24 protein-coding genes are annotated in these 26,068 nt (G+C 68.1%); 5 read left to right on the top strand and 19 right to left on the bottom strand.

The window, feature by feature from the left end; genetic code table 11:
• Nucleotides 1–12: 12 nt before the first annotated feature.
• From KF708C_RS12430 to KF708C_RS12390, 9 genes are all read right to left on the bottom strand, one after another.
• Nucleotides 13–1,005 (bottom strand): DUF1839 family protein, encoded by a 993-nt coding sequence (locus KF708C_RS12430; RefSeq protein WP_029043676.1) that lies wholly within the window; start codon nt 1,003–1,005, stop codon nt 13–15.
• Nucleotides 1,005–2,024, bottom strand: coding sequence for an amino acid--[acyl-carrier-protein] ligase (locus tag KF708C_RS12425; RefSeq protein WP_059412001.1), 1,020 nt, complete (start codon nt 2,022–2,024; stop codon nt 1,005–1,007). The genes KF708C_RS12430 and KF708C_RS12425 overlap by 1 nt, the downstream gene beginning before the upstream one ends.
• A gap of 10 nt (nt 2,025–2,034) precedes the next feature.
• Nucleotides 2,035–3,234: an acyl-CoA dehydrogenase family protein gene (locus KF708C_RS12420; RefSeq protein WP_059412000.1), complete on the bottom strand. Its 1,200-nt coding sequence runs from the start codon at nt 3,232–3,234 to the stop codon at nt 2,035–2,037.
• A complete protein-coding gene (locus KF708C_RS12415) occupies nt 3,231–3,482 on the bottom strand; it encodes an acyl carrier protein (protein ID WP_020203280.1) in 252 nt (83 codons plus the stop codon). Before KF708C_RS12415 ends, KF708C_RS12420 begins: the two co-directional genes overlap by 4 nt.
• A gap of 173 nt (nt 3,483–3,655) precedes the next feature.
• Nucleotides 3,656–5,059, bottom strand: coding sequence for an undecaprenyl-phosphate glucose phosphotransferase (locus KF708C_RS12410; protein WP_059411999.1), 1,404 nt, complete (start codon nt 5,057–5,059; stop codon nt 3,656–3,658).
• A gap of 147 nt (nt 5,060–5,206) precedes the next feature.
• Nucleotides 5,207–5,875, bottom strand: coding sequence for a phosphatase PAP2 family protein (locus KF708C_RS12405; protein WP_043366677.1), 669 nt, complete (start codon nt 5,873–5,875; stop codon nt 5,207–5,209).
• Between the two features lie 737 nt (nt 5,876–6,612).
• On the bottom strand, nt 6,613–6,912 hold the full coding sequence (locus tag KF708C_RS12400) for a hypothetical protein (RefSeq protein WP_020203278.1): 300 nt from the start codon (nt 6,910–6,912) through the stop codon (nt 6,613–6,615).
• A gap of 99 nt (nt 6,913–7,011) precedes the next feature.
• On the bottom strand, nt 7,012–7,461 hold the full coding sequence (locus KF708C_RS12395) for a response regulator transcription factor (protein ID WP_020203277.1): 450 nt from the start codon (nt 7,459–7,461) through the stop codon (nt 7,012–7,014).
• 210 nt (nt 7,462–7,671) lie between these two features.
• Complete coding sequence (locus KF708C_RS12390) at nt 7,672–8,529, bottom strand: helix-turn-helix transcriptional regulator (protein ID WP_059411998.1); 858 nt, start codon at nt 8,527–8,529, stop codon at nt 7,672–7,674.
• 508 nt (nt 8,530–9,037) lie between these two features.
• On the opposite strand from KF708C_RS12390, the gene KF708C_RS12385 reads away from it, so the two are divergent.
• The gene (locus tag KF708C_RS12385) at nt 9,038–10,702 is read left to right on the top strand and encodes a phage integrase family protein (RefSeq protein WP_059411997.1); all 1,665 of its coding nucleotides are present in this window, start codon (nt 9,038–9,040) and stop codon (nt 10,700–10,702) included.
• 239 nt (nt 10,703–10,941) lie between these two features.
• Here the strand turns inward: KF708C_RS12385 and KF708C_RS12380 are convergent, their stop codons facing one another.
• Both KF708C_RS12380 and KF708C_RS12375 read right to left on the bottom strand, forming a co-directional pair.
• The gene (locus KF708C_RS12380; RefSeq protein ID WP_059411996.1) at nt 10,942–11,955 is read right to left on the bottom strand and encodes a ParB/RepB/Spo0J family partition protein; all 1,014 of its coding nucleotides are present in this window, start codon (nt 11,953–11,955) and stop codon (nt 10,942–10,944) included.
• A 2-nt stretch (nt 11,956–11,957) separates the two neighbouring features.
• Nucleotides 11,958–12,617, bottom strand: coding sequence for a ParA family protein (locus tag KF708C_RS12375; protein ID WP_020204770.1), 660 nt, complete (start codon nt 12,615–12,617; stop codon nt 11,958–11,960).
• Between the two features lie 369 nt (nt 12,618–12,986).
• Here KF708C_RS12375 and KF708C_RS12370 point away from each other — a divergent pair, with 369 nt between their 5' ends.
• Nucleotides 12,987–13,190, top strand: coding sequence for a cold-shock protein (locus tag KF708C_RS12370; RefSeq protein WP_006159056.1), 204 nt, complete (start codon nt 12,987–12,989; stop codon nt 13,188–13,190).
• A 249-nt stretch (nt 13,191–13,439) separates the two neighbouring features.
• Here the strand turns inward: KF708C_RS12370 and KF708C_RS12365 are convergent, their stop codons facing one another.
• Nucleotides 13,440–14,483 (bottom strand): replication protein RepA, encoded by a 1,044-nt coding sequence (locus KF708C_RS12365; protein ID WP_231401657.1) that lies wholly within the window; start codon nt 14,481–14,483, stop codon nt 13,440–13,442.
• 1,843 nt (nt 14,484–16,326) lie between these two features.
• Nucleotides 16,327–16,530 (bottom strand): cold-shock protein, encoded by a 204-nt coding sequence (locus KF708C_RS12360; RefSeq protein WP_017228340.1) that lies wholly within the window; start codon nt 16,528–16,530, stop codon nt 16,327–16,329.
• Nucleotides 16,531–16,922: 392 nt separating this feature from the next.
• Between KF708C_RS12360 and KF708C_RS12355 the strand changes: the two genes are divergently transcribed.
• The 3 genes from KF708C_RS12355 (at nt 16,923) to KF708C_RS12345 (ending at nt 20,840) form a co-directional block, all read left to right on the top strand.
• Nucleotides 16,923–18,272, top strand: a complete 1,350-nt coding sequence (locus KF708C_RS12355) for an NCS2 family permease (protein ID WP_059411995.1) — start codon at nt 16,923–16,925, stop codon at nt 18,270–18,272.
• 631 nt (nt 18,273–18,903) lie between these two features.
• Entirely contained in the window at nt 18,904–19,344 is a 441-nt protein-coding gene (locus KF708C_RS12350) for a hypothetical protein (RefSeq protein WP_082079527.1), read from the top strand.
• A 125-nt stretch (nt 19,345–19,469) separates the two neighbouring features.
• A complete protein-coding gene (locus KF708C_RS12345; RefSeq protein WP_020204774.1) occupies nt 19,470–20,840 on the top strand; it encodes a sigma-54-dependent transcriptional regulator in 1,371 nt (456 codons plus the stop codon).
• Nucleotides 20,841–21,031: 191 nt separating this feature from the next.
• On the opposite strand, the gene KF708C_RS12340 is transcribed toward KF708C_RS12345, so the two are convergent.
• The 6 genes from KF708C_RS12340 to KF708C_RS35615 form a co-directional block, all read right to left on the bottom strand.
• Entirely contained in the window at nt 21,032–22,378 is a 1,347-nt protein-coding gene (locus tag KF708C_RS12340) for a transporter (RefSeq protein WP_231586462.1), read from the bottom strand.
• A gap of 62 nt (nt 22,379–22,440) precedes the next feature.
• Nucleotides 22,441–23,223 (bottom strand): hypothetical protein, encoded by a 783-nt coding sequence (locus KF708C_RS12335; protein WP_059411994.1) that lies wholly within the window; start codon nt 23,221–23,223, stop codon nt 22,441–22,443.
• A 1-nt stretch (nt 23,224) separates the two neighbouring features.
• Nucleotides 23,225–23,917 carry a C39 family peptidase gene (locus KF708C_RS12330; protein ID WP_059411993.1) on the bottom strand — a complete coding sequence of 231 codons (693 nt, stop codon included), beginning with the start codon at nt 23,915–23,917 and terminating at the stop codon, nt 23,225–23,227.
• A gap of 106 nt (nt 23,918–24,023) precedes the next feature.
• Complete coding sequence (locus tag KF708C_RS12325; protein ID WP_059411992.1) at nt 24,024–24,824, bottom strand: hypothetical protein; 801 nt, start codon at nt 24,822–24,824, stop codon at nt 24,024–24,026.
• Nucleotides 24,825–24,842: 18 nt separating this feature from the next.
• Entirely contained in the window at nt 24,843–25,445 is a 603-nt protein-coding gene (locus KF708C_RS12320) for a hypothetical protein (RefSeq protein ID WP_059411991.1), read from the bottom strand.
• Nucleotides 25,442–25,990: a hypothetical protein gene (locus tag KF708C_RS35615; protein ID WP_156173803.1), complete on the bottom strand. Its 549-nt coding sequence runs from the start codon at nt 25,988–25,990 to the stop codon at nt 25,442–25,444. Before KF708C_RS35615 ends, KF708C_RS12320 begins: the two co-directional genes overlap by 4 nt.
• Nucleotides 25,991–26,068: the final 78 nt, after the last annotated feature.

Genomic DNA, 26,068 nt, shown 5'->3' with positions numbered 1-26,068 from the left:
CCGGCGGGCGCGTCAGTATTCGGCTTCGCCCACGTAGCCGGCCAGCGCGGGCACCGCCGCCTCGTAGGAGGCTTCGAGCTGGTCCAGGCAGTCCAGGCAGCGGTCCACGCGGCGGCTGATGACGGAGCGCACCAGACGGAACTGCATCACCATCGCCTCGGAGGCCATCTTCTGGCACGCGCCGGCGATGCTGTCCGGCATCGGCTGGCCGTGCTGGGCCAGCCAGCGCAGGTACTGCCCGAGCAGCTCGAAGTTGGCGCCGAGCTGGCGCAGCACGCAGAACGCATAGGGATGGAAGACCTGCTCGCCGCCGGCCATCAGCGCTTCCTGGTGCGCCGGGAACGCGGTGCGGAACGCGGCGATGGGGTTCTGGCGCGGGCGCCGCGCGAGGTGCCTGCGCAGCAGCGCGAGCGCGGCGCGCACCAGCATCGCCCCTTCCAGCGCGGGGAAGCGGCGTCGCACCACCTCGGCGTAGGGAAACAGCAGGTTCACGTCGCCGGCCAGGCCCGGCAGGCGGCGGAACAGGCCGTCGTAGTCCTCGCCGCTGGCCACGTGGTAGCCCTCGTTGTGGTAGTAGCCGACCGACTGCGCGTCCGGCACCATCACGTCGATGCCGATGGTGGTCTTGCTGTGCTCGCGGCGGTAGGTGGTGGCGCGGTTGTCGGGCAGGTAGAAGCTGTCCACCTCGAGCAGCACCACGTGGCCGCGGCAGGTCTGCGCGGCCACGCGCGCCTCCATCGACTCGTACAGCGAGAGTTCCTGCACCACCACGCCGTACAGGCGCTCGAGGTCGTCGTGCGGGTATTTGAAGAAGGTGAACTGGTCGCCCTCGAAATCCTGCGCCACGGTGAAGCCGAGCGCCGCCACCGGATCGAGCGCCCAGCCGTGCAGCAGCTCGATCCACAGGTCGACATAGCAGTTGGTCTGCGGCCAGACCGGATTGCCGCTGTGCAGGGCGTGCGACACGTGGGCGACGCGCTCCAGGGTACGGGGGGCGACGAGCATCACAGCCCTCCCAGCGTGGCGCGCACGCCGCGGGGCCACTGCGAGAGGTCGAAGCCGTGGTGGCGCAGCAGCGCCAGCGTCAGGCGCTCGATGCCGAAGCCGACGCAGCCGGTGTGGGCCGGCTCGCCGTCGGCGGTGCGCAGCTCCCACACCTGGCCGAAGTGGTCCATGTGGTAGTTGAAGCTCATGCAGGCGGTGGGCGGCGCGCCCTCGTTGATGGGGACCAGCAGCTCGAACTTGAGCTTCAGCTCGCGCTGGCTGTCGGCCACGATCTTGCCGCCGCGGCCGAAGAACGGGTCGTTGGCGACGTCGACCTCGTGCGGCAGCTCGAGCAGGCCGGCGAGCTGCTGGCCGCGCTCCATCCACAGCTGGCGGAACGCGATGATCTGCTCCGCGTTGCCCAGGCGCACGTACTCGCGCTGGCGGAACATCTGCATGCGGGCCGGGTCGATCGACGGCTCGTGGCGGAAGCAGTACGACAGCACGTCCACCACCAGCCCCTGCGGCGGCATCGGCCCGCGCCGCGCCACCGCCGGGTAGATCGGATAGCAGGCCGCGGGCGTGAGCACCACGCGCGTGGGGCGCTGTTCGTCGGCCCATTCCTCGCCGTCCTCGAGCCGCGCCAGCAGGCGGTGGTGGTCGCGGTCGCTGCCGCAGAAGCTGTGCACGGTGCCGGCCAGCTGCGGGAAGCTCTTGAGATAGCCGCTGGCCTCGAAGTCCTTGCGCGACATGGCCGGCGGGAAGCGCATCACTTCCGCGCGCTGGTCCGCGCCGAGCGCGCTGACGGCCACGTTGAGGCCGTCGGCAATCGCTTCGAACACCGCGCTGCGGCCGTACACGCCGTCGACGCCGCTGGGGATCAGCAGGCCGGCCGCGATCAGCGCCTGCTGGTAGCGCCGCTGGCCGGCCTGCGGGTCGCCGTAGGGCGTTGCCGCGGTGGCATCCCCGGCGGGTTCGGCGAGTCCGGCGGACGTGGCGGGCGCGGCGCCGGCATTGTCCACGCTAACGTTGGCATCCATGTGGTGCTCCTCAGCTCGAACGCTCGGCCAGCAGCAGGCTAGCGGTGTTGGTCAGGATCCGGTCGTTGTTGATCATCAGCGGCGCCGACCAGAGATCGCGCAGATGACGCCCGAGGCTGTAGGGCGTGCCGTGCTTGTAGCCGGCCATGCCGCAGATCATCATGGCCTGCTGCACCGCCTCGATGGCCAGCGCGGAGACGCTGGTCTTGAGCCCGTTCATCTCGGCCGCGAGCGAGAACAGCGCGGACACCGACAGTCCGGCGTGGCGCTGGCGCTGGTGGGCCAGCGCGAGTTCGAGCCGGCCTTCCATCATCTGCACCATCGCCACCGCGTCGGCCACGCGCGTGGCCGACGGCGGCAGCGAGCCGGGACGCGCGCGCGCCTGGCCCTGGAAGAAGGCCTTGGCGCGCTGCACGGCGTCGCCGGCGATGCCGGTCCACAGCGACGCCCAGAGAATGTGCGAGACCGGCGTCATGGTGCCGTCGGCGATCTCGCCGAACGCCACCGGCAGGATCTGCTCGCAGGCGCCGCGCGCCTCCAGGCGAAAGCCGTTGCTGCAGGTGCCGCGCATGCCCAGGGTGTCCCAGGTGCTGAGGCTTTCCAGCGTGAAGTCGGGCTTGAGCAGGCACACCATGACCTGGTCGGAGGGCGAGGCGTCGGCATGGCGGCGCGCGGTGGCCAGGATCGCGTCGGCGTGCGCGCCGTAGGAGATCGTCGGCGCCATCTTGAGCAGGTGGAAGCGGCCGTTGTCGACGTTGACCGCGCAGCCGCTGTTGCGCAGCGCGCCGCCGATGGCCTCTTCCGAGGTGGCCGAGGCCAGCAGCAACTGCTCGCCGGCGATGCGCCCGAGCAGTTGCTCGTGCCAGGGGCTGCCGCCGCCGTGCTCGATCAGGCAGGCGACCTGGATCTGGTGCATCGCGTAGATCATGCCGGCCGACGCGCAGCCCGCAGCGAGCACGCGGCAGATCGCCGCGATGGTGTCGAGCGAGGCGCCCGCGCCGCCGTGCGCGGCCGGCACCATCGCACCGAGCAGGCCATGCTGGCGCAGCACCGCGAAGGCCTCGTGCGGGAAGGCGGCGTCGCAGTCGACGCGGTCGGCGTGCAGCGCGGCCTCGGCGGCGGCCAGGGCCGCCGCGGCCATCAGCCCGGCGGTGCCGGCATGGACCGCGGCCGGGCGCGCCAGCTCCACGCTGGCCAGCGGGGGGCTCATGCTGCCTCCTGCTGCTGCCTGAGCTGCTCGGCCGCGGCGGCGAGCGAATTCACGCTGCGAAAGAGCTGGCGGGTCAGCATCGCATCCGGGATCTCGATGTTGAACGCATTCTCGATGGCCAGCATCACGTGCACGGTGGCCAGCGACGACAGGCCGGCTTCGTAGAGATCGGCCTGGTCGTCGAGCGCCTCGACCGATACGTCGAGCCGCGCCACCTCGGCGAGGATTTGTCGAATGGTTGCCTTCATCTCTGTTACTCCTCGGTGAGGATGATCGGGTTTCATCATTGGGCCGCAGCCGCCATCGGGCTTCGGTGCGCTGGCCCACCAACTTCGCGCCGCCGCGGCGGCGGCATGTCGCCGGACGGCGAACGCGAGCACCCGGCGCGCGCGGTGCTTGCCGGGCGGATGCCCGGCGGTGCTCAGTAGGCGGCCTTGCCGGTCCAGCCGTGCAGGGCGGTGCGCAGGATGATGTGCAGGTCCAGGCGGAACGACCAGTTGCGGATGTAGAAGATGTCGAACTCGATGCGCCGGCGCATCTTGTCCACGGTGTCGGTCTGGCCGCGCAGGCCGTTGATCTGCGCCCAGCCGGTGATGCCGGGCTTGACGCGGTGGCGCAGCATGTAGCGGTCGATCACTTCCTTGTAGATCTCGTTGTGCTCGATGGCGTGCGGGCGCGGGCCCACCACCGACATCTCGCCGCGCAGCACGTTGAAGAACTGCGGCAGCTCGTCGAGGCTGGTGCGGCGCAGGAAGGCGCCCACGCGCGTGATGCGCGCGTCGCCGCGCACGGCCTGGGTCACGCCGCGCTCCCGGTGCTGCACCATCGTGCGGAACTTGTAGACGTGGAACGGCTTGCCGTCCATGCCGAGGCGCGCCTGCCGGAACAGCACCGGCCCCGGCGACGACAGCTTGACCGCCGCGGCGATCGCCAGCAACAGCGGCGACAGCCCGGCCAGCGCGGCCAGCGCGAAGACGCGGTCGAAGCTGGCCTTGAGCAGGCCGGTGATGCCCGACTGCGGCGGGCTGTTGAGGTCGATCACCGGCAGGCCGAGGAAGTCGCTGAAGCGGTGGCCGAGCAGCTCGACCGACATGATGTCGGGCACCCAGCGGATGTCCACCAGGTCGTTGCGGAAATGGGAGACCACGTCGTACAGGTCGCGGCACGCGGCCATCGGCAGCGTCAGCCAGATTTCGCGCACGCCGTTGTTGCGCACGAAGGCGCAGACCTGTTCGAGCGACTCCAGCCGCGTCACGCCGGCGGGCACCGGCTGCATGCCTTCGTCGTAGATGCCGGCGACGTTGTAGCCGGCGCCGCGGTTGCTGCCCACGCGCTGGTACATCTCGTGGCCGAGCGAGCCGTAGCCGAGGATCACCACGCGCTTGGCGTTGATGCCGAGCTCGCGCACGCTGCCGAGCATGCCATAGAGCGCCACGCGCGAGGCCAGCAGCATGGCCGCCACGCTCAGCAGCCAGCTCATCGACCACAGCCGCGACAGCGCGGCCGACTGGTGCATCAGGTAGGCGGCGATCAGCCCGAGCATGCAGACCGCGCCCCACGCGGCCAGCGTGCGCAGCGCCAGCGCCATGCGGCTGCGGCCGCGCCAGGAGTTGTACAGGCCGCAGGCCGGGAACACCAGCAGCGTGCTCACCGAGCACAGCACGGTGATGAAGCCGTGCACCGGGGCGGCGCTGCGCAGGCCGTGCGGGAACAGCAGCTCGCCCACGGCCACGCCGCACCCGGCGACGATGGCGGCATCGGCAAAGCGGTAGAGCATCTGCAGCGCAGCCTGGCGCTCGCCCACGAAGGCGCGGATCGCGGACATGATTTGCCTCCATCCGGCAGGCCGGACCAGTGATGCAGATCATGGTTGCGCCGCGCGGGCCCGGCCGTCTGTTTGCTGGCACACACAGGGGCGCCGTGGCGTCCCCTGCGCGCGCTCCGCCCTCTCCCGCCCTGCCGTCCTAAGCGCTCAGCGCGCGGCCTGGTCCGGCGGCGCGCAGGCGAACACCGCGGCGCCCTCGTGCCGGGCCGCCCATTCGCGCCACTGGCCGCGCTGGAACGGCTTGTCGCGCCCGGCCAGGCGCGTGGCCAGGATCTCCAGCCAGCGATGCGTGGGCGCGGCCACGCCGGCGACCGGCACGCCCAGCATCACGGCCATCAGGATCACCGCCGCCAGCGCGGGCGCCGAGCGGCGCGGGCGCGCGCTCCAGGCGATGAAGGACAGGCTCGCGGCGAAGCCGAGCGCGAGCCCGCTGATGACTTCGGAATCGGAATGCGCCTGCAGCTTCAGGCGGGAGACGCCCACCAGCAGCGCCAGCAGGATGCCGGCGCCGGACGCGGCCAGCGCCAGGCGCGGATGGCGCGCGGGCACCACCAGGTACAGCATCACCGGCAGCACCGAGGCGGCCATCGTGCTGTGCCCGGAAAAGCCGGTGAAGTTGAGCGCCTCGCAGCCGATGCCCCAGCCCATGAAGGCCAGCTTCGACGCCAGCACCAGCGCCGCGGCGGAGCCGAACGACAGCAGCCAGCGGCGCGCGCCGGCGTAGGCGCCCGCATACAGCAGCCAGATGGCGATCAGCACCGCGCAGGGCAGCAGCAGGGAGGTTTCGCCGAAGCGCGAGATGAAATGCCAGTGCATCGGGATGGCCGTGGTGAGGTTTGGTTTCGGTACGCGGGCAAAGTATCACAGTTGCCTTTCATGGTTACTACGGGTGCCACGATTGCCGCGGCCGCGTCCCGCGATCCGCGCCGTGCCGGTCGGGCCGCCGCCCTGCCCCCGGCGGCGCCGGTTTCCCCTGGCGCCGCGCTCGTCCGGGCTTGATCCCGCCTTGTCTCAACCCAGCCGGAAGCATGAAGCGGCCAGGGTGGCGCGGCCCGCGCCGCCGCGCGCAGCACGGCGCGGCGGCGCATGCGCCGGGCCGGCGGGTTTCGCCGGCGCGCGCCGGCACCGGGCGGCGAATGCTGCTTCTGGCCGATACAGTTGCCGGCATGCTTTGTCTATCGTCGGAGAGTGGCCTGTCCGAGCGGAATCGGGCAGGCCGCTTGGAGTCCGCATGGTCCCCCGGTCGGCGGACTCTTTTTTTTGCGCGGCGCCAGGCCGATCCCGCCGGCGGCGGCCTTCGCCCGCGCCAGAAAAAGAACAGGCCACGGCGTGCCGTATCTGCCGGACGGCTCGACCGTGGCCATCAAGTTCCGGCGCAGCTTGCGCTGCGGCCGAACCGCGCGTGCGCGCAAGCCTGCCTGGCCTGCGCACCGGATCGCTCCGGTCCCCCGAGCACGCGCTCGTCGTCGCCCTCCCGTTATCCCGCCATGTCGGCCGCGGCTGCCGCGACTGCCGCGGTGGCGCGCGCGTCGTGCCGGCAGCCGCCCGGCGGCTCAGCCGGCCGCCGGCTCGCGCGGTTGCTCGCCGGCCACCACCACACAGTATTCATGGCGCGCGAGCAGCCCGTCGCGCACCGCCGCCACCCGGCGGCGCGCTTCCTGCTCGCCGGCGAAGGTGGCCGCGGCAATCGCCGCGGCCTCGCAGGCGTAGCGCCGGCCGTGCAGCTCGCCGCGGTACAGCAGCGGCCCGTCGCGCCCGGTGGTCAGCCTGATCTCATAGCAGCACGCCCATTTGCCCCGGCCTTCGGGCACGGCGAAGCCGCGCACGACCAGGATGTCCAGCCCGTTTTCCATACGACCCCCTCTGCAACGCGCGCCGGCCGGATCGACATTGGCTGTCCCGGCTTCGTTATCCGCGCGCTTTCAGCATAGGAGGCCGTGCCAGCCGGCGCCTCATCCCCTTGCCGTAGACCCACCTGAACCGATGGGGGAAGACAGCGGCATGGCGAAGCCCCGGCGCGGGAAACACTGGCCGCCGGCGCGCACCAGCGCCACCGCGGCGCGTGTCTGCTCGGGCGAGGCCGGCACGGCCAGGCAGCCGCTGGCGCCGAGATAGGCCGCGTGGCCGGTGAAGACGGGGTCGACGGTTTCGCTCATGACCAGCCAGCGCCGCGGCGCCAGCCGCGTGCTCAGCGCATGCAGCAACCGGAAGGGATCGGCGTCGGTGCCGCTGCAGTCGAGCAGCGCGAAATCGATGGGGCCGCGCGGCAGGTCCGCGGGCGCGGCCTCGAGCAGCCATTCGGGTGTCTGCGACAGGACCGGAGCGAGCGCCGACAATTCGCGCAGCTGACGCAGCACCCCCCGGCGCAGCATCATGTTGTGGGCAAGCAGGAGCGTTGTCATCGGGAGAGGTGACAGCGGGTTGGGAGGGTCGCGCGCCGGCACGGCGCCGGCCGCGCGCAGAGACTTCAGTTGGGAACCAGCGTAGCAAGCGCGGCCGGGCGCCGCCTCATGCTTTCGGATGAGGCGGCGTACCGCAGAGGATGGAGAGGCGCCGGCGGCCGGCGCCGCCGCGCATGCGCGCGGGCGGACGCGCCGTGCCGTGCCGTGCCGTCAGGCAGCCTGGGACACGCTGACCAGTTCCACCGGCGGCTGGCCGGCGCCGCGCGTGGCCAGGGCCGGTGCCGGCCCCGGCCAGCTCAGCTTGGCCCCGCGCTGGAGCGCGACGTAGACCGCCTCGCCCTTGTTGCGCACCTGCAGCCGCTGGTACAGGGTGCAGGCGTGGGTCTTGGCCGTCGCCACCGAGATATTGAGCAGCCGGCTTACGGTCTTGATGGGATAACCGCGCGCCAGCAGTGCCAGCACTTCATATTGTCGCTCGGTGATGTTGAGCAGGTGCGAGCCGGCCGAGGGCGTCTCGGGGTCGGACGCGGCGGGGCCGCCGGGCGGCACCGCGCGCGCCGGGTGCTCGCGTTCGCCGTCCGGCGACATGCCGCCGCCGAACCGGTGCAGGTTGTCCGGCGCGGGCGCGGCCTGCGCCGCGGGCCGCGAGAAGGCCTGCTGCTCGCCAGCGCGCGCCGCCTGGGCCCGCGCGGGAAAGCATTCGCCGTCGGCCAGCACGAGCCGGATGGCGGCGTCGAGCATGTCCGCGCTGCAGGCCTTGGACAACAGGCCGCGCACATTGCCGGGCAGTTCGCCGGCGCCGGGCGGCGTGCAGACTTCATCGGCCAGCACCAGCACGCGGCGCGGCATCAGCGACCGGCAGGCCTGTTCCATTTCCTGCCAGTGCGTGGCGGGATCGGGCGACAGGCCGTAGATCATCAAATCGGCGTGGCACAGCCATTCGGCAGGATAGGGCAGGGAACCCGGGTCGATGTCGACCAGATCGCCATGCAGGCCCGCTTGCGTCAGCAGATGGCGCAGACCCAGGCGCAGGAGTGGATGAGGCTCGATCAAGAGGATGGTGGCCATGGCCGCTCTCTTTCTTGTTGCTGCATGGCGAGCCCCGCGACAACCCGCACATGCTGTCGGAAACGCCCCACTATCCTGTGGATGCGCCTCCCTACGATCCGGCCCGGCTCCCGACTGCCGCTGCGTGCCCGTCCAGGTTCGCTGCGTGCCTGACGTCCCTTGGTGCCGTCTACGGATCGCCCCGTTTGCGTTGTTATTACGCTTTCGTTGCTTCTTCGATACTTCTTAAGTCAGAGTTAAAAAAATCTAACTCTGGTCAGAGCATATGCACTGCAACACATGATTGCAAGTCAGGGTTACACCCGGCGCGGGCCGGTCAACGGGGCGCAAACAGGAGAGGCGGGCGCCGGTTTCGGCAGCGGGTTCCCGCCGGCGTTGCGGGTTTCGGGATAATCCGGGCTATAATTATCGGCATTAGATTTCACTATGCATTTCTACCCGGATGCATTTGGTGACTGTTCAAGTGCCTTATGAATCAATACCTTAGCCCCAAATCGGGGCTCACGCCATGCAATCCGCCAAAGTGCCCAGCCTGACACTCACGCGCAGTGAGTTTGCCGCGGTCCGGGCCTATGTCCAGGGCATGCCGGCCACGATGGTGGCCGATCGCTACCTGTCCGACGACGGCGACGACGACCCCGGCGGGGAGTCCGCGCTGCGCGTGCTGCTGGGCCTGCGCGACCGCATGGTGCAGCTTGCCCACCTCCACAGCCGCCCCGATCTGGCGGAATTGCTGGAAATGGGCCCCGGGCGCTCCAACCGCGGCATGGACCGCCGCGTCGAGGCGCTGGCGGAGCTGGAGCGGCTGGGCACGGCGCGGCCGCGGGCCGATCACGGCATCGAGCTGTGGTTCTCCCCTGCCCTGGCGCGGCGCCTGCGCGCGCAGAAGATATCGAATCTACATATTCTGGTCGAGCTTGCCAACCGTCACGGCAATGCCTGGTGGCGCTCGGTGCCGCGCATCGGCGCGCTTGCCGGCGGAGCCATCAACCGCTGGCTTGCCGAGCATCGGGATATCGTCAGGGACGAGCATGGCGCGCCGCTGCTGCGCGATCACGTGGGGGCGCGGGGAAAGCTCGGCGAAGCCGTGCTGGCGCCGGGCCTGCGGCAACTGGTGCCGTTCGAGCTGATGCGGGAGCCGGTTCGCGGAGCCGATGGCGAGCCTTCGAGTGCGATAAAAAGCACTTTTTCGAGCGATCTTGCTGCCGTCGGCGCGTGGCTGGCTGCAAATGAATCACAGCAAAGTACCTGGCTGGCCTATCGCAAAGAAGCCGAGCGCCTTCTGCTGTGGGCCGCCACGGCGCGCCGCAAGCCGCTGGCGGCGCTCGACGCGCAGGACCGGCAGGACTACCTCGCCTTCCTGCGCCAGCCGGCCCCCGAGCGCCTTTGGGTCGGCCCGCGCGCGCCGCGCGATTCGGTGGCGTGGCGGCCGTTCACCGGGCCGCTTTCGGAGAGCAGCGTCCTGCATGCGTCGCGCATCCTGGGCGCCCTGTTCGAATGGCTGCAGCTTCGCGGCCATGTGGCATCCCATGTCTGGCAACCGGAGCCGCGGGCGCGTACGGAACCGCGCGCGCGTACCCGGCGCGAGGCCCCGCTGCGGCCGGGCACGGCGCTGGAGACCGATTCGCTGGACCGCTTCCTGGGCTGGCTGTCCGCCCAGGCACGGGCGGACGACGGCCTGCGCTACCGCGCGGCCGAAGCCGCCGTGCGCGTGCTGCAGGCGGTGCCGATCGGCTTTGCCGAGCTCGCGGAATTCCGGCGCGACCAGCTTGGCGCGGCGGGCGATGCGGACAAGTATTTCCCAGAAAATGATCTGGACGAAGCGGCGCGCGCGGCGCTGGTGCGCCACTGGCACGACCGGGGGCTGGACTGGGACACACTCGCTGGGCAGCCCATCGTCCTGGTCGGACCGCCGCGCCTGCCGCCGACCGGGCGGGCACGGCGCAAGGCCGACAGTTCGCCCGGCGCGGGATATTCGGTCCGGGGCTTGCATGCGCTGCTCAGCCAGGCAATAGAGCGCTATCGGGCGGAAGCGGATGGAGAATTTGCGGCCCGCTCGCCTCGCGATCTGGCCGGGCGGCGGACACGGATGAAGCCCGTGGTTTCGCGTGGGGGTGGTGCTTCGGTGGCGTCGGATGTCGGGGATGGTGCCGCTGACGGCGGAGTTGCTTAATCTGGGCGGGGTGTTCTGGCGGGGTGTTCTGGCGGGGTGTTCTGGCGGGGTGTTCTGGCGGGGTGTTCTGGCGGGGTGTTCTGGCGGGGTGTTCTGGCGGGGTGTTCTGGCGGGGTGTTCTGGCGGGGTGTTCTGGCGGGGTGTTCTGGCGGGGTGTTCTGGCGGGGTGTTCTGGCGGGGTGTTCTGGCGGGGTGTTCTGGCGGGGGAGCCCGCATCCGCGGCCTCCCCCGCCGGCTTCTCAGCCAGCCGTTTTGTCCAGGCCAAAACGCGCCTTGAGGACTTCGACGAGGGCTTCGCGCGCGGCACGGTCGCCGACCTGCACGTCGAGCATCACGCGGCCGGAATCCCACTCCTTGATGGTGCCGAGCAACTGGCCGGCGTCGCTGCGGATCTTGTACTGGCGGCTGATTTCCTTGATCTTGCGCGACTTGCCGTCCTGGGCCTGCTTGCGGATGGCCTCCACTTCCCGGCTCGACAGCCCCTCCACCATGATGCGCGTGGCGAGATCCCGGGTGCGGTCCTCGCCGACGATCTTGCAATAGAGCGTCAGTTCATAGCCGGTGGCGATGCCGATCGCCGCCGGCCGCTCGCGCATCACGCCCAGCACCGATTCCGGCAGGCGCAGCAGCGCCAGCGTCTTGTTGACGGTGCCGGCGGACATGCCCGTCAATTCGCATATATCTTCCTCTTTCTGGACTTTGCCTTCGTCCAGCAGTTGCCGCCAGGCAATGGCGTTGTCGAGCGCGGATTGGTCGGAGCGCTGCTCGTTGAGCAGGAAGGAGAGGCGGTAGAAATCGAGATCGCTGACGTCGCTCTCGATAAAGCATTCCATCTCGAGCTTGCCGGCCGAGGCCAGCGCGCGCTTGCGATAATGCCCGTCGATCAGGATGTAATGCCCCGGGCGCGCCGGGTCGGGCGTGGCCAGGCCAGGCGTTTTCTGGCCATGCGTGGCGATCGAGGCGGCCCGCTCCTGCACCACGACCGGGTCGTAGATGCGCCGCGCATTGAATGGATTGTCGTGAAGCTGCGCCAGCGGCACCTTCATCAGGACGCGGCCGCCCTCCTTCGCCGGGTCACTTTCAGCGCTGAAAATCGGGCTGACCTCGCGCGAGCGCGCCTGCAGCAGTCCGTTCGGATGCTGGGAAATCGCGGCCTCGGCGCGCGCGAAGCGGTCGAGGGAATCACCCCGCGTCTTCTCCGCCGCCATGCCGGCCAACATGCCGGCCTTGAGGCTCTTCAGTTTTGTCGCCATACCTATTGCTCAATCAAAGACAATACTTCGTCGACCATCAGGTCGACTTCCTGCACCGACTCGCGCGCGCCGGCCACACCGTGCACGGTACAACCGATCGCCTGGCATTCCCGAAACGCCGAGCGCGAGCCGATCATCGCATTCATCAACGGCACATCCGCATCGTCGCCAAGGATCTCGATGGCCTGGCGCGCGATCGATACGCGCCGCTGCACCATATTGGCCATCACGCGGATCCGCAGCGTTTCATTCTGGACCTGGGCATGCTGGGCCAGCGTCTTGGCGGCCACCGCTGCCCACAGGTCGGGCGGCGAGGGCACGACGGGAATGATCGCCAGATCGGAAATCAGCAGTGCGCTCGACGGCGCGGCCGAATGCACGGCGGGAGGACAGTCCACCACGATGTAGTCGTAATCCTGGACAAACTTGCGGACTTCCCGGTGCATGGCCCCGCCCGAGGGCGCCAGGCCGATCACCGAAGCCGGAAAAGGACGTTCGTCGCTGGCCTGCGCCGCCCAGCGGGTTGCCGTGCCCTGCTCGTCCATGTCCACGAGCATGGCGCGCGCGCCGCGCAGGCCCAGCGTGCCCGCGAGGTGCATGCTGACCGTCGTCTTGCCGCATCCGCCCTTTTGGTTGAAGACCGTGATGATTTTAGCTGGCACTTGCGACCTCTCTTTCAGCGCTGAAAGCGCGCGATTAACCCTAGGCGCAACTGTAGACAAAGTGACGTGCCGGCTCAACTGTTTTTTTATTTTATATTTTTAATATAAAATTAGCTGAAACATTCCGCGTTATGGAAATGAAAGATTTCCGCTTGAAATGCGGCATGGAATCCGCCTACATTAGGCATAGTGCGTCTTTCGCCGCACATGACACAACTAGACAAACTGGTTATGATGCCCGCTACAGTCGAGTCAAGTCGTGTCAACCTCGTCGGCATCCGTTCGGTAACTACGAGAACTTAGCGTGCTTGAGCGGTTGTTAGCGTTGTTTGCGTTGTGTACAAGAACTTGCTTCGAAAGGAAATTCACATGGCAACCGGTACGGTCAAATGGTTCAATGAGACCAAGGGCTTTGGCTTCATTACCCCGGACGATGGCGGTGCGGATCTGTTTGCGCACTTCTCGGAAATCCAGGGTTCGGGCTTCAAGACGCTCAAGGATGGTCAGCGCGTCACGTTTGAAGTGAAGCAAGGTCCGAAGGGCTTGCAGGCATCCGCCATCAAGCCGGCCTGATCTCACGAATCAGCCGAAATAGCCGGCTGCACCGGAACCATCATTCCGGTACGGCCAGCAGACAAAGGGCAAGCGTTCCGCGCTTGCCCTTTCTCTTTTTCGCGGCCGGTCTTGCCGCGGGTGATGCAATTGCCCCACAGTTGCCACCGAACCCCATGCGGCAACGCGTCGCAGCGGAAACCGGCGATGCCGGAAAACAAAAACCCGCCGGCCGATGGCGGGCGGGTTCGGCAATTCGCCAGCCGCGGCTCAGGCCAGCTTGCGGACGCTGGTGCGCGACGGCTGCAGGATCAGCGCCTTGGACGAGTCGGCATCCACCTTGGCGCCGGGGTAGACCACCAGCACATCCTTGAGCGCCTTGCGGAACAGCGCGCGGAACTTGCGCTCGCTTTCGGTTTCGGTGCCGAACTGCATTTGCAGCGCTTCCCACGGAATCTCGGTGCGGCGCTGGATGGTGAAGAAACGATAGGTCAGCCAGGAGTAGACGTCGAGCGCGAACGGCGATTGCTTGAGCGCCTTCAGCGCGCGCATGTCGACGGGCACCGGCCGGTTGACCAGCTCGTTGAAGAACGGCTCGGACAGCACCACGAAACTCTCGAACATCGATCCCTGCCCGGGCTGCATCGGGTCCCACCAGGTCGACAACTGGTCGGCCAGCAGATAACCGACCCGGTCGATCGAGAGCGGTTCGTGATTGGGATTCTGGTTCTGCGCCGGCGTGGACTTGTTCTGGACGATCGCGATGGTGGCGGAGAACAGCCGGATCATCTGCTGGCGCACCAGCGTCATGGTCCCGCGCTTGCCGCCAGTGGCCATCGGAATGCCCAGGTTGTACATGAACTCCGACAGCGAATTGCCCAGCGAGATGCGCCGGTCCTCGACCGTGCCGGTAAACTCGCCGCGCTTCTTCTTGGCCATGATTTCCTTGCCGATCCAGGCCAGCATCAGGCGCGGGTAGGAACCGTAGGGATAGCCCAGCGAAACGGTTTCGGACACCAGCTTCTGGCGTCCATTGCTCGCTTTCTCGGATCGTTGCTGCGTGAAGTAGCCGGGCTGGATCATCAGCGAAATATTGCCGCTGGTCCGGGTCCAGACCGGAGGCGCGCCCTTCGGCGCGCGGTACGGAAGCGTGACCTGCACGCTGGCCCGGCTCAGGAAGCCGACCTCGCCGCTCTGCCAGGCATCTTCCCGCTCCATAGCCTGCGCCTCATCGAACAGGCGCTGGAATTTCTCGGACGGAACCAGACTGTTCTCGTCGCCGGGAACGATGATGCGGGATGGTTCATGGTCCATGTCGGCTGGGCCATGAGATCCCAGGATGGTCTGGGTGCGTTTGATGGGCATATTGGCGTGCTTCGGAATACACGACTTTTTACGCGAAGCAAACAGCCTTGTCACGCAGAAACAGGTACGGTAGGCGAATTTCCTGTTAGCCCGCTTGTTTTGGGGTAGGTGGGTCTCATGACTGGTTGCGGGGCGGACAGCGGTGGGCAACCCGGCAGGGTTGTCCACGGATGCCCGGACCTCAACTACCAGTAAACGATAAGCGTATGGGTTAACTACTCGTAAACCGTATACGTGGCTCTCAAGCCATTGATCCGTATACGGAAAAACACCCTCCGCGAACCCGATTCTGCGTGGAACCGTACTCGATTCTGCGAAGTGCTGTACCAGATTCTGCGGTATACCGAACCCGTTTCAGCGCAAAGCGCGAACCGGATTCTGCGGGGATAACTCACTGTTCCCACAGGCTTTTCCACAGCGGCAGGGGCCAAAAGCGTACCTGTTTCTGCGGGCGGGGTGCCGTTTACGTCTCGCGCCGGGGTAAACACGCCTGGCACACGAAGTTATCCCCGCAGAAATGGGTTCGGAGCCGGCTTTTTCACGCCGCCGTTGCGGTGCAGCGTACCCGTTTCTGCGTCATTCGGGCGCCCGGCGTTCCATTTGCGTACCCAATTCTGCGGGCGCCCTGAAGCGACGTGCCATCGACCCTGATAGTCCCGGCCATGCGTACCCGTTTCTGCGGCGTACCCAAATCTGCGAAAGCATCAATTACTCGGGACCAGGATCGAAGCGTACCCAATTCTGCGAGACATTCCACCATGCATTTCGGTCGCTTCCGTACCCGTTTCTGCGAATGCTTTCCCAAGGGCCGGGTGGTGTGGAATTTCCCATTGCCATTATACATAAGCTTTAGCCAAAAAGCGAGTGCTTGCACTCGATATCTCATAGGCTGCAAAAGGGTATACGTCTCCGTACCCATTTCTGCGGGGTAATGGAGCGTGGCCTGGAATGTCGGTGTCGGATGTCGGGACGGCTTCACGATGTGGCGTACCCGTTTCTGCGAACGTTTGCCATGCGATGGCAGGCATCGGGGCGTACCTATTTCTGCGGGCTGTCGCCCGTTTCATTGCCATGCCAAGAAAATGGGATGGCGAAGGTCCGGGAGGAGGATGGGGAAACCAGGCGAGGGAGCGCTGGACGGTCGAAATCGCCCCGAAACGCATGCCTGGCGTACCCGTTTCTGCGCACAGACGGAAACGGGTGGGGTGCTGCGAATTCGCATTGCGTACCCGTTTCTGCGTTGCACCAATACGTCAGCGGGACGTGCGGTTGCTCGAGCCAGGGAGCCGGTTAGTCACGAAAGGCCGCCACGCTGGCCGGAAGCGTACCCATTTCTGCGGGCATATCCGGCACGGGAGCGATGTGAAAAGCCGGCCTGTGATGGCTTAAGAGGGGCTTTGCGTACCCGTTTCTGCGCATGCGGGGGCCGCGGATTTCGCGGTCCGGCACAGGCGGCCGCGCCGGGCGAAGCCGATGCGTACCCAATTCTGCGAACACCGAGGCGTGGCTCGAGACAGGGAGACGACACTCCTGCCCGCACGGAAGCGTACCCGTTTCTGCGGAGCAGTCAGCACATTTCCGGGTGGGTCCGGCGGGATGGGGGGCGGAGGAAAAGGCGGGCTGCCCTTTGCCGTGCTGGTGGCTTTCGGAACGCGGCAGGAAGCGCGAGCCGTGCCCTGCTACCGATGGCGAGAATTAGCCTCGCCCGCCCGCGCAGGGCAAAAAAAACCCCGCCTCGGAAGGCGGGGTTTCTCGACTGGGTCGCACTCCAGGCGGAGTGCCAGTCTACTGCTTACAGCGGCGTGATGTTCGCAGCTTGCAGACCCTTCGGGCCGTTCTTGACTTCGAACGACACGCGTTGGTTTTCCTGCAGCGACTTGAAACCGTCCGCGCGGATTTCAGAGAAGTGTGCGAAGAGATCGTCACCGCCAGCGTCCGGCTTGATGAAACCGAAGCCCTTGGCGTCGTTGAACCATTTAACGATACCGGTTTGCATGGTATTGCTTTTCCTGACAAAAATTTAAAAAGAAACGGATAGCTCACGCATATCCAGCAAAGCAACTCAAGGAAAGGACACCATGGACAACGGAAGTACCATGACGGTGGCTAACGAATGTGCTGTTGCCTCGTCGCTTGAATCTAGCGGGGTTTATACGGTGGATTAGCGCCAGCGTCAAGGTAGGGTGATTCTGGATGCCGGCCCGGATTCACCGCCGGTGCCGGCAAGGCCATCACATATTTTGTATGCCAGCTATTCTCCCCGGCGGCGACCGCCGGGGAGAATATGCCGGACAGTCAGACCAGTAAGACCGGCCGGCCGCGCCCCGCCCGCCGCCGGCGTCAGCCCGAAACAAAGCATCGCCACGCAACAGGACAAGAGGAGCCTTCATGCCGACACCGGAACCCATTGGCAGCCGTTCAGCGGTGCCCGCCAGCCCGTCGCTCGCCGAGCGGCTGTTCAGGCTGAGCGAGCACCAGACCGACGTCCGCACCGAGCTGCTGGCCGGGCTGACCACCTTCCTGACGATGGCCTACATCATCTTCGTCAACCCGAGCATCCTGGGCGACGCCGGCATGCCCAAGGACGCGGTGTTCGTGGCCACCTGCGTGGCGGCCGCGATCGGCACCCTGATCATGGGCTTCTACGCCAACTACCCGATCGCGATGGCGCCGGGCATGGGCCTGAATGCCTACTTCGCCTACACGGTGGTCAAGGGCATGGGCTTTCCGTGGGAGGCCGCGCTCGGCGCGGTGTTCATCTCGGGCTGCCTGTTCCTGCTGGTGACGCTGTTGCGCGTGCGCGAGGCCATCGTCAACGGCATCCCGCACTCGATCCGCATTGCCATCACCGCGGGCATCGGCCTGTTCCTCGCCATCGTGGCGCTGAAGAACGCGGGCATCGTGGCGGCCAGCCCGGCCACGCTGGTGACGATCGGCGATCTCCACCGGACGCCGGCCATCCTCGCCATCGTCGGTTTCTTCGCCATCGTCGCGCTCGACCACCTCAAGGTCAAAGGCGCGATCCTGATCGGCATCCTGCTGACCACCGCGCTTAGCTTCGTGGTGGGCGACAACGCCTTCCACGGCGTGTTCTCCGCGCCGCCGTCCATCGCGCCCACGCTGCTCAAGCTCGATATCTCGGCCGCGCTTTCCATCGGCATCATCAACGTGGTGCTGGTGTTCTTCCTGGTGGAACTGTTCGACGCGACCGGCACGCTGATGGGCGTGGCCAACCGCGCGGGCCTGCTCAAGGCCGGCAAGATGGACCGGCTGAACAAGGCGCTGATGGCGGACAGCACGGCCATCATGGCCGGCTCGTTGCTCGGCACCTCGTCCACCACGGCCTACATCGAGAGCGCCTCGGGCGTTCAGGCCGGCGGGCGCACGGGCCTGACGGCGGTGACCGTGGCAGTGCTCTTCCTTGCCTGCCTGTTCATCTCGCCGCTGGCCGGCACGGTGCCCGGTTATGCCACGGCGCCCGCCTTGCTCTACGTCTCCTGCCTCATGCTGCGCGAACTGGTGGACCTGGACTGGTCCGACGCGACCGAAGTCGTGCCGGCCGTGCTGACGGCGCTGGGCATGCCGTTCACCTACTCGGTGGCCAACGGCGTCGCGTTCGGCTTCATCACCTACGCCGGGCTCAAGCTGCTGACCGGCCGCGCCCGGACCGTTCCGGTCATGGTGTGGATCATCGCCGCGGTGTTCGTCTTCAAGTTCTATTACCTGCCCGGCCACTGATCCGGCCGGCCTCGTCCGGCAGGGCGCGAACGAGAGGCTGGCGAGCCGGGCGTACCCGTTTCTGCGTGGTCCCGATGCGCGCGCTCCGCGCCGCCCGGCGCGATGCCGTACCCGTTTCTGCGTGCCTGAACCGCCGCCGGCGTGCATGCGCGCAACGCCGGCCCGTACCCGTTTCTGCGCACAATGTAAGTGGCTAATTACCTGTCAGGCCAGGCAGTGTATGGAAGCGGGCTCATACTAAAGGATGATATTGGCGTGAGTCCCCATACTGAGGGCTGGACAAACCGCCGCAAATGCACTGAACTAGAGTCGTGGCAAATAGCGGGGCGCTTCAAGGCGCCCCTTCTTGACTCCGGCGTTCCGGAGTGGCGCCGTCTGGCGCAACGCATTATCTGGAATAACCACAGAAAGAAGAGTCCGCCGTCGGCAGAACGGGCAAGGACTGAATGACCGACCAGACCATCGTCCAGATGGCTTCGCCACCACGAAGGGAGCATGCGGATACACGCATGCCTCGACAAGAAAGCAAATAACAAGATGAAAGATAAGTGGTAATCGCGAACGTGTAGTGCCGGGGGTGTTGTTCAACGGGGATCACATCATGAATGCAGGAGAAATCCGGCGACCCGCTATGGGGCCCATCAGCGAGTCCGCCAGTCTTTCCATTCATCGCGCCTGGGCAGCCCTCGGAGAGGCTGCCGCCGAAACGCCGCGCCGACATCGCATCGCCGAGCGCACCGATCCGGCCGCCAGCGCCGTCGAAGCCTTCCTCAGCCAGGATGGCGCGCTGCCGTCCCACGTGCGCGCCGCCATCGAACAACTGCTGCTGCGCCAGCGTTCGCTCGAGGGCGAGCTTTCGCGCCAGCGCTCGCTGCTCCAGGAATGGATCCTCAGCCAGCTTACCTACAAGACGCTCTACTACCGATACTCCGGCCAGTCCCCCGAGGCGCCGCGCGACGAACTGCTGCGCGAGAAAGACCAGGTACGCCGGCGCATCCGCGAGCAGCTCCAGGCCGGTGGCGAGCACGACGCCATCCTCGGCGAGCAGTCCCGCAGTCTGTCCAGGCCGTAATGCCCACGTTGCGCATGGGGGACCTCCCCCAACCGCCCCGGCTTGGCCACGCGCAAAGCCCGCACCTCAGCGAGGCCGACGCGCAAGCCCGGGTAGCCAAGATGCCCAACGGCAGGGAGAACGCTATGGACCGACTGTGCAAGGTGGCGACACGCACCGCACAGGTGCTGGTCGTGTCGCGCCATGAACCCTATGGATTCGATCCGGCCCAGTTCGGGTCTGGCTGGGAGATTCGCCACATCCAGCAGATCCGCGACCTGAGCCGCGTGGTGCGGGGCAGCGCGCCGATGGCCGGCGTGCTCGATCTCGAAAGCGAGTACAGCGACGCCGAGCTCGCGCAGCTCGAGCAGAGCCTGCAATACCTGCACGTGATGTGGGTGGCGATCACCTCCTCGCGCATGCTCGAGGACGAGCGCGTGCGCCGGCTGATCCGCGACTACTGCGTGGACTACGTGCGCACGCCGTTCTCGTTCAGCGAGCTGCTCTACACGCTCAAGCACGCGCACGGCATGGCGTGCCTGCACGGCGCACGCAGCCACGAGCTGATCGGGCATGGCCCGATGATCGGCGAATGCGCGGCCATGCGCGCGATGTTCCGCTCGCTGGCCAAGGTGGCGCACAACGAGGCGCCGGTCTTCATCTCCGGCGAATCGGGCACCGGCAAGGAGCTGGCGGCGCAGGCCGTGCACGAGGCATCGAGCCGGCGCAAGGGACCGTTCGTGGCCATCAACTGCGGCGCGATTCCGCCGCACCTGGTGCAGTCCGAGCTGTTCGGCTACGAGAAGGGCGCGTTCACCGGCGCCAACCAGCGCAAGATCGGCTGGATCGAGCAGGCGCAGGGCGGCACGCTGTTCCTCGACGAAATCGGCGACCTGCCGCTGGAGAGCCAGGTCGCGCTGCTGCGCTTCCTGCAGCAAGGCACCATCACCCGGCTCGGCGGGCACCAGTCGATTCCGCTGGACCTGCGCATCATCTCGGCCACGCACGTGGACCTGGTGGCGGCGCAGGCCGACGGGCGCTTCCGTTCCGACCTGTTCCACCGGCTGTGCGTGCTGACCCTGTCGATCCCGCCGCTGCGCGAGCGCGGCGAGGACATCCTGCTGCTGGCCAACGCGGTGCTCGCCGAGCACGGGCACGAGGCGCACCGGCGCATCCGCGGCTTCTCGCCGTGCTCCACGCAGGCGATGATGCAGTACGAATGGCCCGGCAACGTGCGCGAGCTGATCAACCGGGTGCGGCGCGCCATCGTGATGACGGACAACCGCAAGATCACCGCGGAAGACCTGCAACTGCACGGCGGCACCGATACCCCGCGCAAGACGCTCGACGCCATCCGCGAGGAAGCCGAGCGCGAGGCGATCCGCACCGTGATGGCGAGCCACGGCTTCCACGTGGTGCCCGCCGCGCGCGAGCTCAACGTCTCGCGGGTCACGCTCTACCGGCTGATGCACAAGCACAACATCCGCATCGAGGCGAGGCCGGGGGCGGGGGAATAGCGGGCTGCGGGCGACGGGGATCAGGCGGGCTGCGGTGCGCGTACAGGTTGCCGACAACATTTGCTTGCCGCTTGTGGTCTCCCCTCTCCCATTTCATGGGAGAGGGGAGCAAACCCTCGGCGACAGGCGCCGCCTGCCGTCTGCAATCCCGCCGCGCCGGGGCCCCGTTTTTTCTCTCCCGCCCCATCCCCTCAGAACGTATAAGGAAACCGCAGCGACACCGTATAGTTCGGCGCGTCCGGCGTCAGCCCGATGCCGAACGCGGTGCTCACCGACAGCCCCTTGGTGATGACGTGGTTGAAGCCGAACGTCATGGTCGCCACGTTGGCGCGGCTGCCGACCACCGTCTGCGTCACGCCCGCAGTCGTGACCTGCGTGCTGCCCGACAGCGCCGCGTTGAAGGCCAGCGACATCGAGGTGCGGTCGTTGAGCGCAAGCGCCAGGCCGCCGCCGAAGCCGATGGTGTCGCCGAGCTTCACGTCGGCCGGCGCGACCTCGCCCTGCACGGACGAGATGTCGCTCACGGAGCGCCTGATGTTGTAGGTGTAGCTGGCATTGGCGAACAGCACCACCGGGTCGTAGGTCTTGAGCAGCGACAGGCCCGCCGTGACCGCCCACACGCCGTTGCCGGTCGGCAGTTGCGCGGCGACGTTGAGGTTGTTGTTGTTCGGGTCGGCCGACACCAGCTTGATGCCGAACGGCGAGCGCCCGGTGGGCGCGCGCACGCGCACGCTGCCCACCACGTCCGGCGCCGCGCCGCTCTCGCGCAGGAACTGGTAGTACACGCCCATGCTGATGTCGCCCAGCGCCGTGGTGCTGAGCGTGGCGTCGGACAGGCTGGCAGCGGAGCCGCCCGCGCCGCCCGAGATGAAGTTGGTGTTGCGGTACGTCACCGGCAGGTCGAAGTCCATCGACATGCGGTCGGTCAGGCCATAGCGGAAGATGGTGTCGTAGGTGAGCGTGTGCGACTTGGTCTGGTTCAGGTTGATGGTGCCGAGGAAGATCGCGTCGAGCGCGAGAAAGCCCGAGAGCGACAGCGCGCGCCGGTCGTAGTAGCTGTAGACGAAGCCGCTGTCGATGGTCAGGCGCCGCTCAAACAGCGGCGCGTGCTCGGTCTGGTAGACCAGGTCCTTGCTCTGCACGCGCGCCTGCTGCTGCGTCGCGCGCGCGTCGGAACCCACCACCGGCGTGCCGGCGCCGCCGGCGAGGTTGCCGGGCGCGGCCGGCGCGGCGTCCTGTGCCAGGGAGGGAACGCCCGCAGCGGCCATGCCGCCGCCGGCGTTCCCCTCGGCACTGCTCCCCGTTTCCCCGGTTCTCCCCGTTCCCTCCACGACCCCCCGGCCGCGCGCCCCGGCCATTTCCAGCTCGTCCAGGCGCCGCTCGAGAGTCCTGATGGTCTGCTCCTGCTGCTCGACCAGTCTTGTCAATCGTTCGATCCGCTCGTCCGCGCCCGGCGCCTGGGCACCGACCTGCCCGCACGCGCCGGTGGAGAGCAGGGTTCCCGCCAGGGTTCCCAGCACAGCGAATTCGGTCTTCATCTTTCCCCCCGGAAATCTGAACACGCGTCAAGCGGGTGCGCCCCCCCCCCCGCATGCAGCGATTATCGTCGCATCGATGCGATCGCCGCCAGTGCGTCCCGCATGCTCGTTTGCGTCAGTTGCCGGTTCGTCAGTTGCTGCACTTGCAGCGTGATGTTGGTGAGATTGAGCACCTGCTGCGCGTCGCCGGTGACGCGCGCGGCCTGCATCAGGCCGCCACCCTGCGCGTTCTGCGTCGCGCTGCCGGCTGCCGACCGGATCGCCACCGAGACCCCGCCGCCGGGGCTCACCGCCGCGCTGGCCGTCATGCCGTTGGCTTGCGCCACCTGCGGCGCGGTGCCGTTGCCGCCAGCCGCCGGCGCCGCGAGCGGCGCGGTCTGCGTGGTGATGGTGCTGACGTTGCGCACCGAGTTGCCGTCGCCCGCGATCTGCGTCACCTGTCCCACGCCCGCGGCCTGCACCGCGGCGCTGGCCACGCCGCCGTTGCCCTGCACCGTGCCGCCGCCCAGGCTCTGCACGCGCGCCGACAGGCTCGCGCTGGCCTGCGCCGCCGCCGCGCCCGCGGCCAGGTTGGCCGCCGCCACGCGCGCGGTGGCGGTGGCGACCGCGCTGTCGTTCTGCCAGCGCGACACCATTTCCACCATGAAGCCGCTGACCAGGCTGGCCCCGAGGTACTTGCCGCGCGCGCCCGCCAGTTCGTCGTCGGCAACCGGCTCCGCCCGCGCCGCCGCGCCGACGATCGCGGCCGCGTCGTCGGCGGCCGAAACCGCCCGCGCCGCCGGCGCGGCAGCCATCGCCGCGCCGGCGGCGCAGGTCAGGCAGAACAGGCGCAGCGCGGTGGCCATGTCAGAAATAGTCCATGCGGATCAGGCCGAAATCGAGCGCGGCCGGCACCATGCCGCCAGCCAGCGCGGCGTTGGTCCGCTCGCGCAGGGCCGGCGCGGTGAAGTCCAGCAGCGGCGAGTTCGCATCGAACGGGCGGCCCACGATGGCGAACACCAGCCCGTTCCAGTTGGCGGCGAAATCCTCTTCCCTGATGATGCGGTTGCCCAGCGCCGGATCGGCCACGAACACGCGCCCGTCGATGGCCCTGCGCACCACCACGAAGTGCAGGTAGCCGTTGACGTCGAGCAGCGTGATGACCGGGATCCGGAGCTGGCGCAGCGCGCCGTAGTCCACGCGGAAGCCCCGTCCGCGCAGCCCCAGCGTCTCCACGTAGTTGCGCATGTCGAGCATGGAGAAGCCGTTCTTGAGCACGGTGTCGGCATCGGAGATGCGCAGCATGTCCTCCACGATCTTCGGCTCGGCGAGGTCGAAGCCGTAACCGTAGCGCAACAGTGTGCCCACCGCCGCCGCGCCGCAACTGAAGTCGAGCTGCTGGCGCATCACGTTCTGGTAGCGCATCTCCAGCATGCTCCTGACCGGCTTCCTGAGCATGGCCTGGCCATCGAGGTTGATGGTCATCGTGCCCTGCCCGCTGGCGCCGCAGGCGGCGGCCAGCAGCAGGCCTGCCCCGGTCACGCGAAATAGCGCGCGCATCTCGTTTCCTCCCTCGGGCGGGATGAGCCGGTACCCCCCGGTGCCCGGCTCCGCCGCCGCGTCTTTCGTACCGCGGCCGCAATGCGGCCATGCCGCGGCGCCGCGCTCAGTGCGTCGCCGTGGAAATGGCGAGGCCGTTGCTCTGCGCGTTGCCGGCGCCGGCGGAGATGTTCACGCCGATGTTGCCCACCGCGTTGGCCAGCGCGCCGCCGGCCAGCGAGGCCGTGTTGCTCGGCCGGCAGCCGCACATCGACAGGTCGTTGCCGTAGGTGGACTGGTCATTGGACGCGCTCGCCTTGGCCAGCACGCCGACCGGCTGCCCGCCGCGGCCGGTGCCGCCGCCGGTGTTGACCGAGGCCGCCAGCGCATTGCTCTGCAGGTTGCCGGCGCCGGCGGCGATGTTCACGCCGACGTTGCCCCTGGCGCCGGCGAGCATGCCGTCGCCCAGGGTGGCGCTGTTGGCGGCGCCGGCCATGCGCACGCCGTTGCCGCCGGTCTTCTGGCTGGAGAACACCTGCGCGGAGGCGAACACGTCGGCGGCGTCGATGCTCGCCAGCGCGGCCTGGTTGGACTGGCCGTTGCCGGCGCCGGCGGAGACGTTCACGCCGATATTGCCCTGCGCGTTGACCAGCGCGCTGCCGCCGCCGGACGCGGCATTATTCGACGGGCCGATGCGCACGCCGTTGCCGCGCGCGCTCTGCTGGCTGTCGACCACCGCGCCCGATTCGGACTTGAAGCGGATGTCGCCCCAGGCAAAGCCGAAGCCGCGCACGTAGATGTCGTTGCTGATGGCGGTCTGGTTGAAGATGTCGGCCTCGTCGGGACGATCGAAGTAGCTGAACCCGCCGGCGAATGCACTGGTGGAAAGCGCGGCCATCGCTGCGATGGCGAGCATTCTCGTTTTCATGATCTTCTCCTTCCCTTGCTAGAAAAAAGTGCCCGCCGGGGGACGGAGCACAAAAACGTTGGACGAGACGTTCCCCGATCCCGCCGTCTGGTTCAGCTGCACCAGGCCGCTGGCGTTGCGGTAGGCATCCGGCTGGATGACTGCCTCGCGCGGTCCCGGCGCGCGGCCCGCTGAATCCGGGCGGCTCCCGCCTGCCGATGCGGCGGCCAGCAGGCCGTCCGAGATCGCCTCGATCCTCACCGCGGCGGACGGCGCCAGCACCGCCGCGTTGCTCTGCAGGTTGCCGTTGCCGCTGGCCACGTTGGCCGCGATCAGCCCGCTGGCGCCGGCAAACGCGCCGCCGCCGATCTGGCTGGCGGCGCCGGCCGCGGGCGCGGTGGCGCCGGCACGTTGCATCGATTGCACCGCGGCGGTGGCGGTGGAGATCGCGGCCTGGTTGCTCTGCGCGTTGCCGCTGCCCGCGGCCACGTTGACGGCGGCGCGCCCGGCCACGCCGGCCAGCGCGCCCGGACCGATGCCGGCGTTGTCCGCGCCTGCCACCTGCGCGCCCGCCACCTGCGCGTGCGCCGGCATGCCGCCCAGCGCGAGCACGGCGCAGGCGATGGCGCGCGCCGGTGTCATGGCCGCAGCCCCGTGGCCAGCGGCGCGAGCCCGCGCAGCAAGGCGCCGCTCGCGCCGCCGGTGGCCTGCGTTACCTGCCCGGCAATGCCGCCCGCGACGCCGGCGGCGGTGACGCCCGCGGCCAGCCCTTCGGCCTGGGCCGGCAGGCCGGCGCGGCGCGCAGGCACCGCCTGGCCGGCAGCGGGCGCGGCGCCGCCCGCGGCGCTGCGGCCCACCGCGGCAGCGAGGTCGCTGTCGGTCAGGTCGCTCGCCACGGCGGCGGCGGATTGCTGGAAGCGCTGGGACGGAAACGGCTCGACAGCGGCGGCTATCGGCATGTCCCCCTGCGGAATGCCGCGATAGGCAATACGCGGCTCGACGCTGCGCAGAACGACGATGTCGCCTGTGCCGGCAATCGCGCAGAGGGGAGCAAGGGCGGCGACAAAAGCTGCAACACCGACGGCGCGGGCCGCGCCAGCCGATGCGATCGCCTTCGTGCCGTCATACGCGCAGGCGGCTGACGCATGGCAGAACTCACTCCCGCGTTGTAGGACTCGTCGCGTCATTTTTTTATGTCTCCCTGCCGGGCACAGAGCGACAAGCATGCCAATCCGCGCAAAGCCAGCACCGGGGCCGGTTTGCGG

Source organism: Cupriavidus basilensis (assembly GCF_000876015.1).
Classification (GTDB): Bacteria; Pseudomonadota; Gammaproteobacteria; order Burkholderiales; family Burkholderiaceae; genus Cupriavidus; species Cupriavidus basilensis_B.
The sequence above is the reverse complement of the archived record's forward strand: the minus strand, read 5'-3'. Positions and strand labels throughout refer to the sequence as shown.

Excerpts from the sequence above, each read along its gene's own strand:
- KF708C_RS12430 (WP_029043676.1), bottom strand. The coding sequence starts at position 1,005 with ATGCTCGTCGCCCCCCGTACCCTGGAGCGCGTCGCCCACGTGTCGCAC.
- KF708C_RS12425 (WP_059412001.1), bottom strand. The coding sequence starts at position 2,024 with ATGGATGCCAACGTTAGCGTGGACAATGCCGGCGCCGCGCCCGCCACG.
- KF708C_RS12420 (WP_059412000.1), bottom strand. The coding sequence starts at position 3,234 with ATGAGCCCCCCGCTGGCCAGCGTGGAGCTGGCGCGCCCGGCCGCGGTC.
- KF708C_RS12415 (WP_020203280.1), bottom strand. The coding sequence starts at position 3,482 with ATGAAGGCAACCATTCGACAAATCCTCGCCGAGGTGGCGCGGCTCGAC.
- KF708C_RS12410 (WP_059411999.1), bottom strand. The coding sequence starts at position 5,059 with ATGTCCGCGATCCGCGCCTTCGTGGGCGAGCGCCAGGCTGCGCTGCAG.
- KF708C_RS12405 (WP_043366677.1), bottom strand. The coding sequence starts at position 5,875 with ATGCACTGGCATTTCATCTCGCGCTTCGGCGAAACCTCCCTGCTGCTG.
- KF708C_RS12400 (WP_020203278.1), bottom strand. The coding sequence starts at position 6,912 with ATGGAAAACGGGCTGGACATCCTGGTCGTGCGCGGCTTCGCCGTGCCC.
- KF708C_RS12395 (WP_020203277.1), bottom strand. The coding sequence starts at position 7,461 with ATGACAACGCTCCTGCTTGCCCACAACATGATGCTGCGCCGGGGGGTG.
- KF708C_RS12390 (WP_059411998.1), bottom strand. The coding sequence starts at position 8,529 with ATGGCCACCATCCTCTTGATCGAGCCTCATCCACTCCTGCGCCTGGGT.
- KF708C_RS12385 (WP_059411997.1), top strand. The coding sequence starts at position 9,038 with ATGCAATCCGCCAAAGTGCCCAGCCTGACACTCACGCGCAGTGAGTTT.
- KF708C_RS12380 (WP_059411996.1), bottom strand. The coding sequence starts at position 11,955 with ATGGCGACAAAACTGAAGAGCCTCAAGGCCGGCATGTTGGCCGGCATG.
- KF708C_RS12370 (WP_006159056.1), top strand. The coding sequence starts at position 12,987 with ATGGCAACCGGTACGGTCAAATGGTTCAATGAGACCAAGGGCTTTGGC.
- KF708C_RS12365 (WP_231401657.1), bottom strand. The coding sequence starts at position 14,483 with ATGGACCATGAACCATCCCGCATCATCGTTCCCGGCGACGAGAACAGT.
- KF708C_RS12360 (WP_017228340.1), bottom strand. The coding sequence starts at position 16,530 with ATGCAAACCGGTATCGTTAAATGGTTCAACGACGCCAAGGGCTTCGGT.
- KF708C_RS12355 (WP_059411995.1), top strand. The coding sequence starts at position 16,923 with ATGCCGACACCGGAACCCATTGGCAGCCGTTCAGCGGTGCCCGCCAGC.
- KF708C_RS12350 (WP_082079527.1), top strand. The coding sequence starts at position 18,904 with ATGGGGCCCATCAGCGAGTCCGCCAGTCTTTCCATTCATCGCGCCTGG.
- KF708C_RS12345 (WP_020204774.1), top strand. The coding sequence starts at position 19,470 with ATGGACCGACTGTGCAAGGTGGCGACACGCACCGCACAGGTGCTGGTC.
- KF708C_RS12340 (WP_231586462.1), bottom strand. The coding sequence starts at position 22,378 with ATGAAGACCGAATTCGCTGTGCTGGGAACCCTGGCGGGAACCCTGCTC.
- KF708C_RS12335 (WP_059411994.1), bottom strand. The coding sequence starts at position 23,223 with ATGGCCACCGCGCTGCGCCTGTTCTGCCTGACCTGCGCCGCCGGCGCG.
- KF708C_RS12330 (WP_059411993.1), bottom strand. The coding sequence starts at position 23,917 with ATGCGCGCGCTATTTCGCGTGACCGGGGCAGGCCTGCTGCTGGCCGCC.
- KF708C_RS12325 (WP_059411992.1), bottom strand. The coding sequence starts at position 24,824 with ATGAAAACGAGAATGCTCGCCATCGCAGCGATGGCCGCGCTTTCCACC.
- KF708C_RS12320 (WP_059411991.1), bottom strand. The coding sequence starts at position 25,445 with ATGACACCGGCGCGCGCCATCGCCTGCGCCGTGCTCGCGCTGGGCGGC.
- KF708C_RS35615 (WP_156173803.1), bottom strand. The coding sequence starts at position 25,990 with ATGACGCGACGAGTCCTACAACGCGGGAGTGAGTTCTGCCATGCGTCA.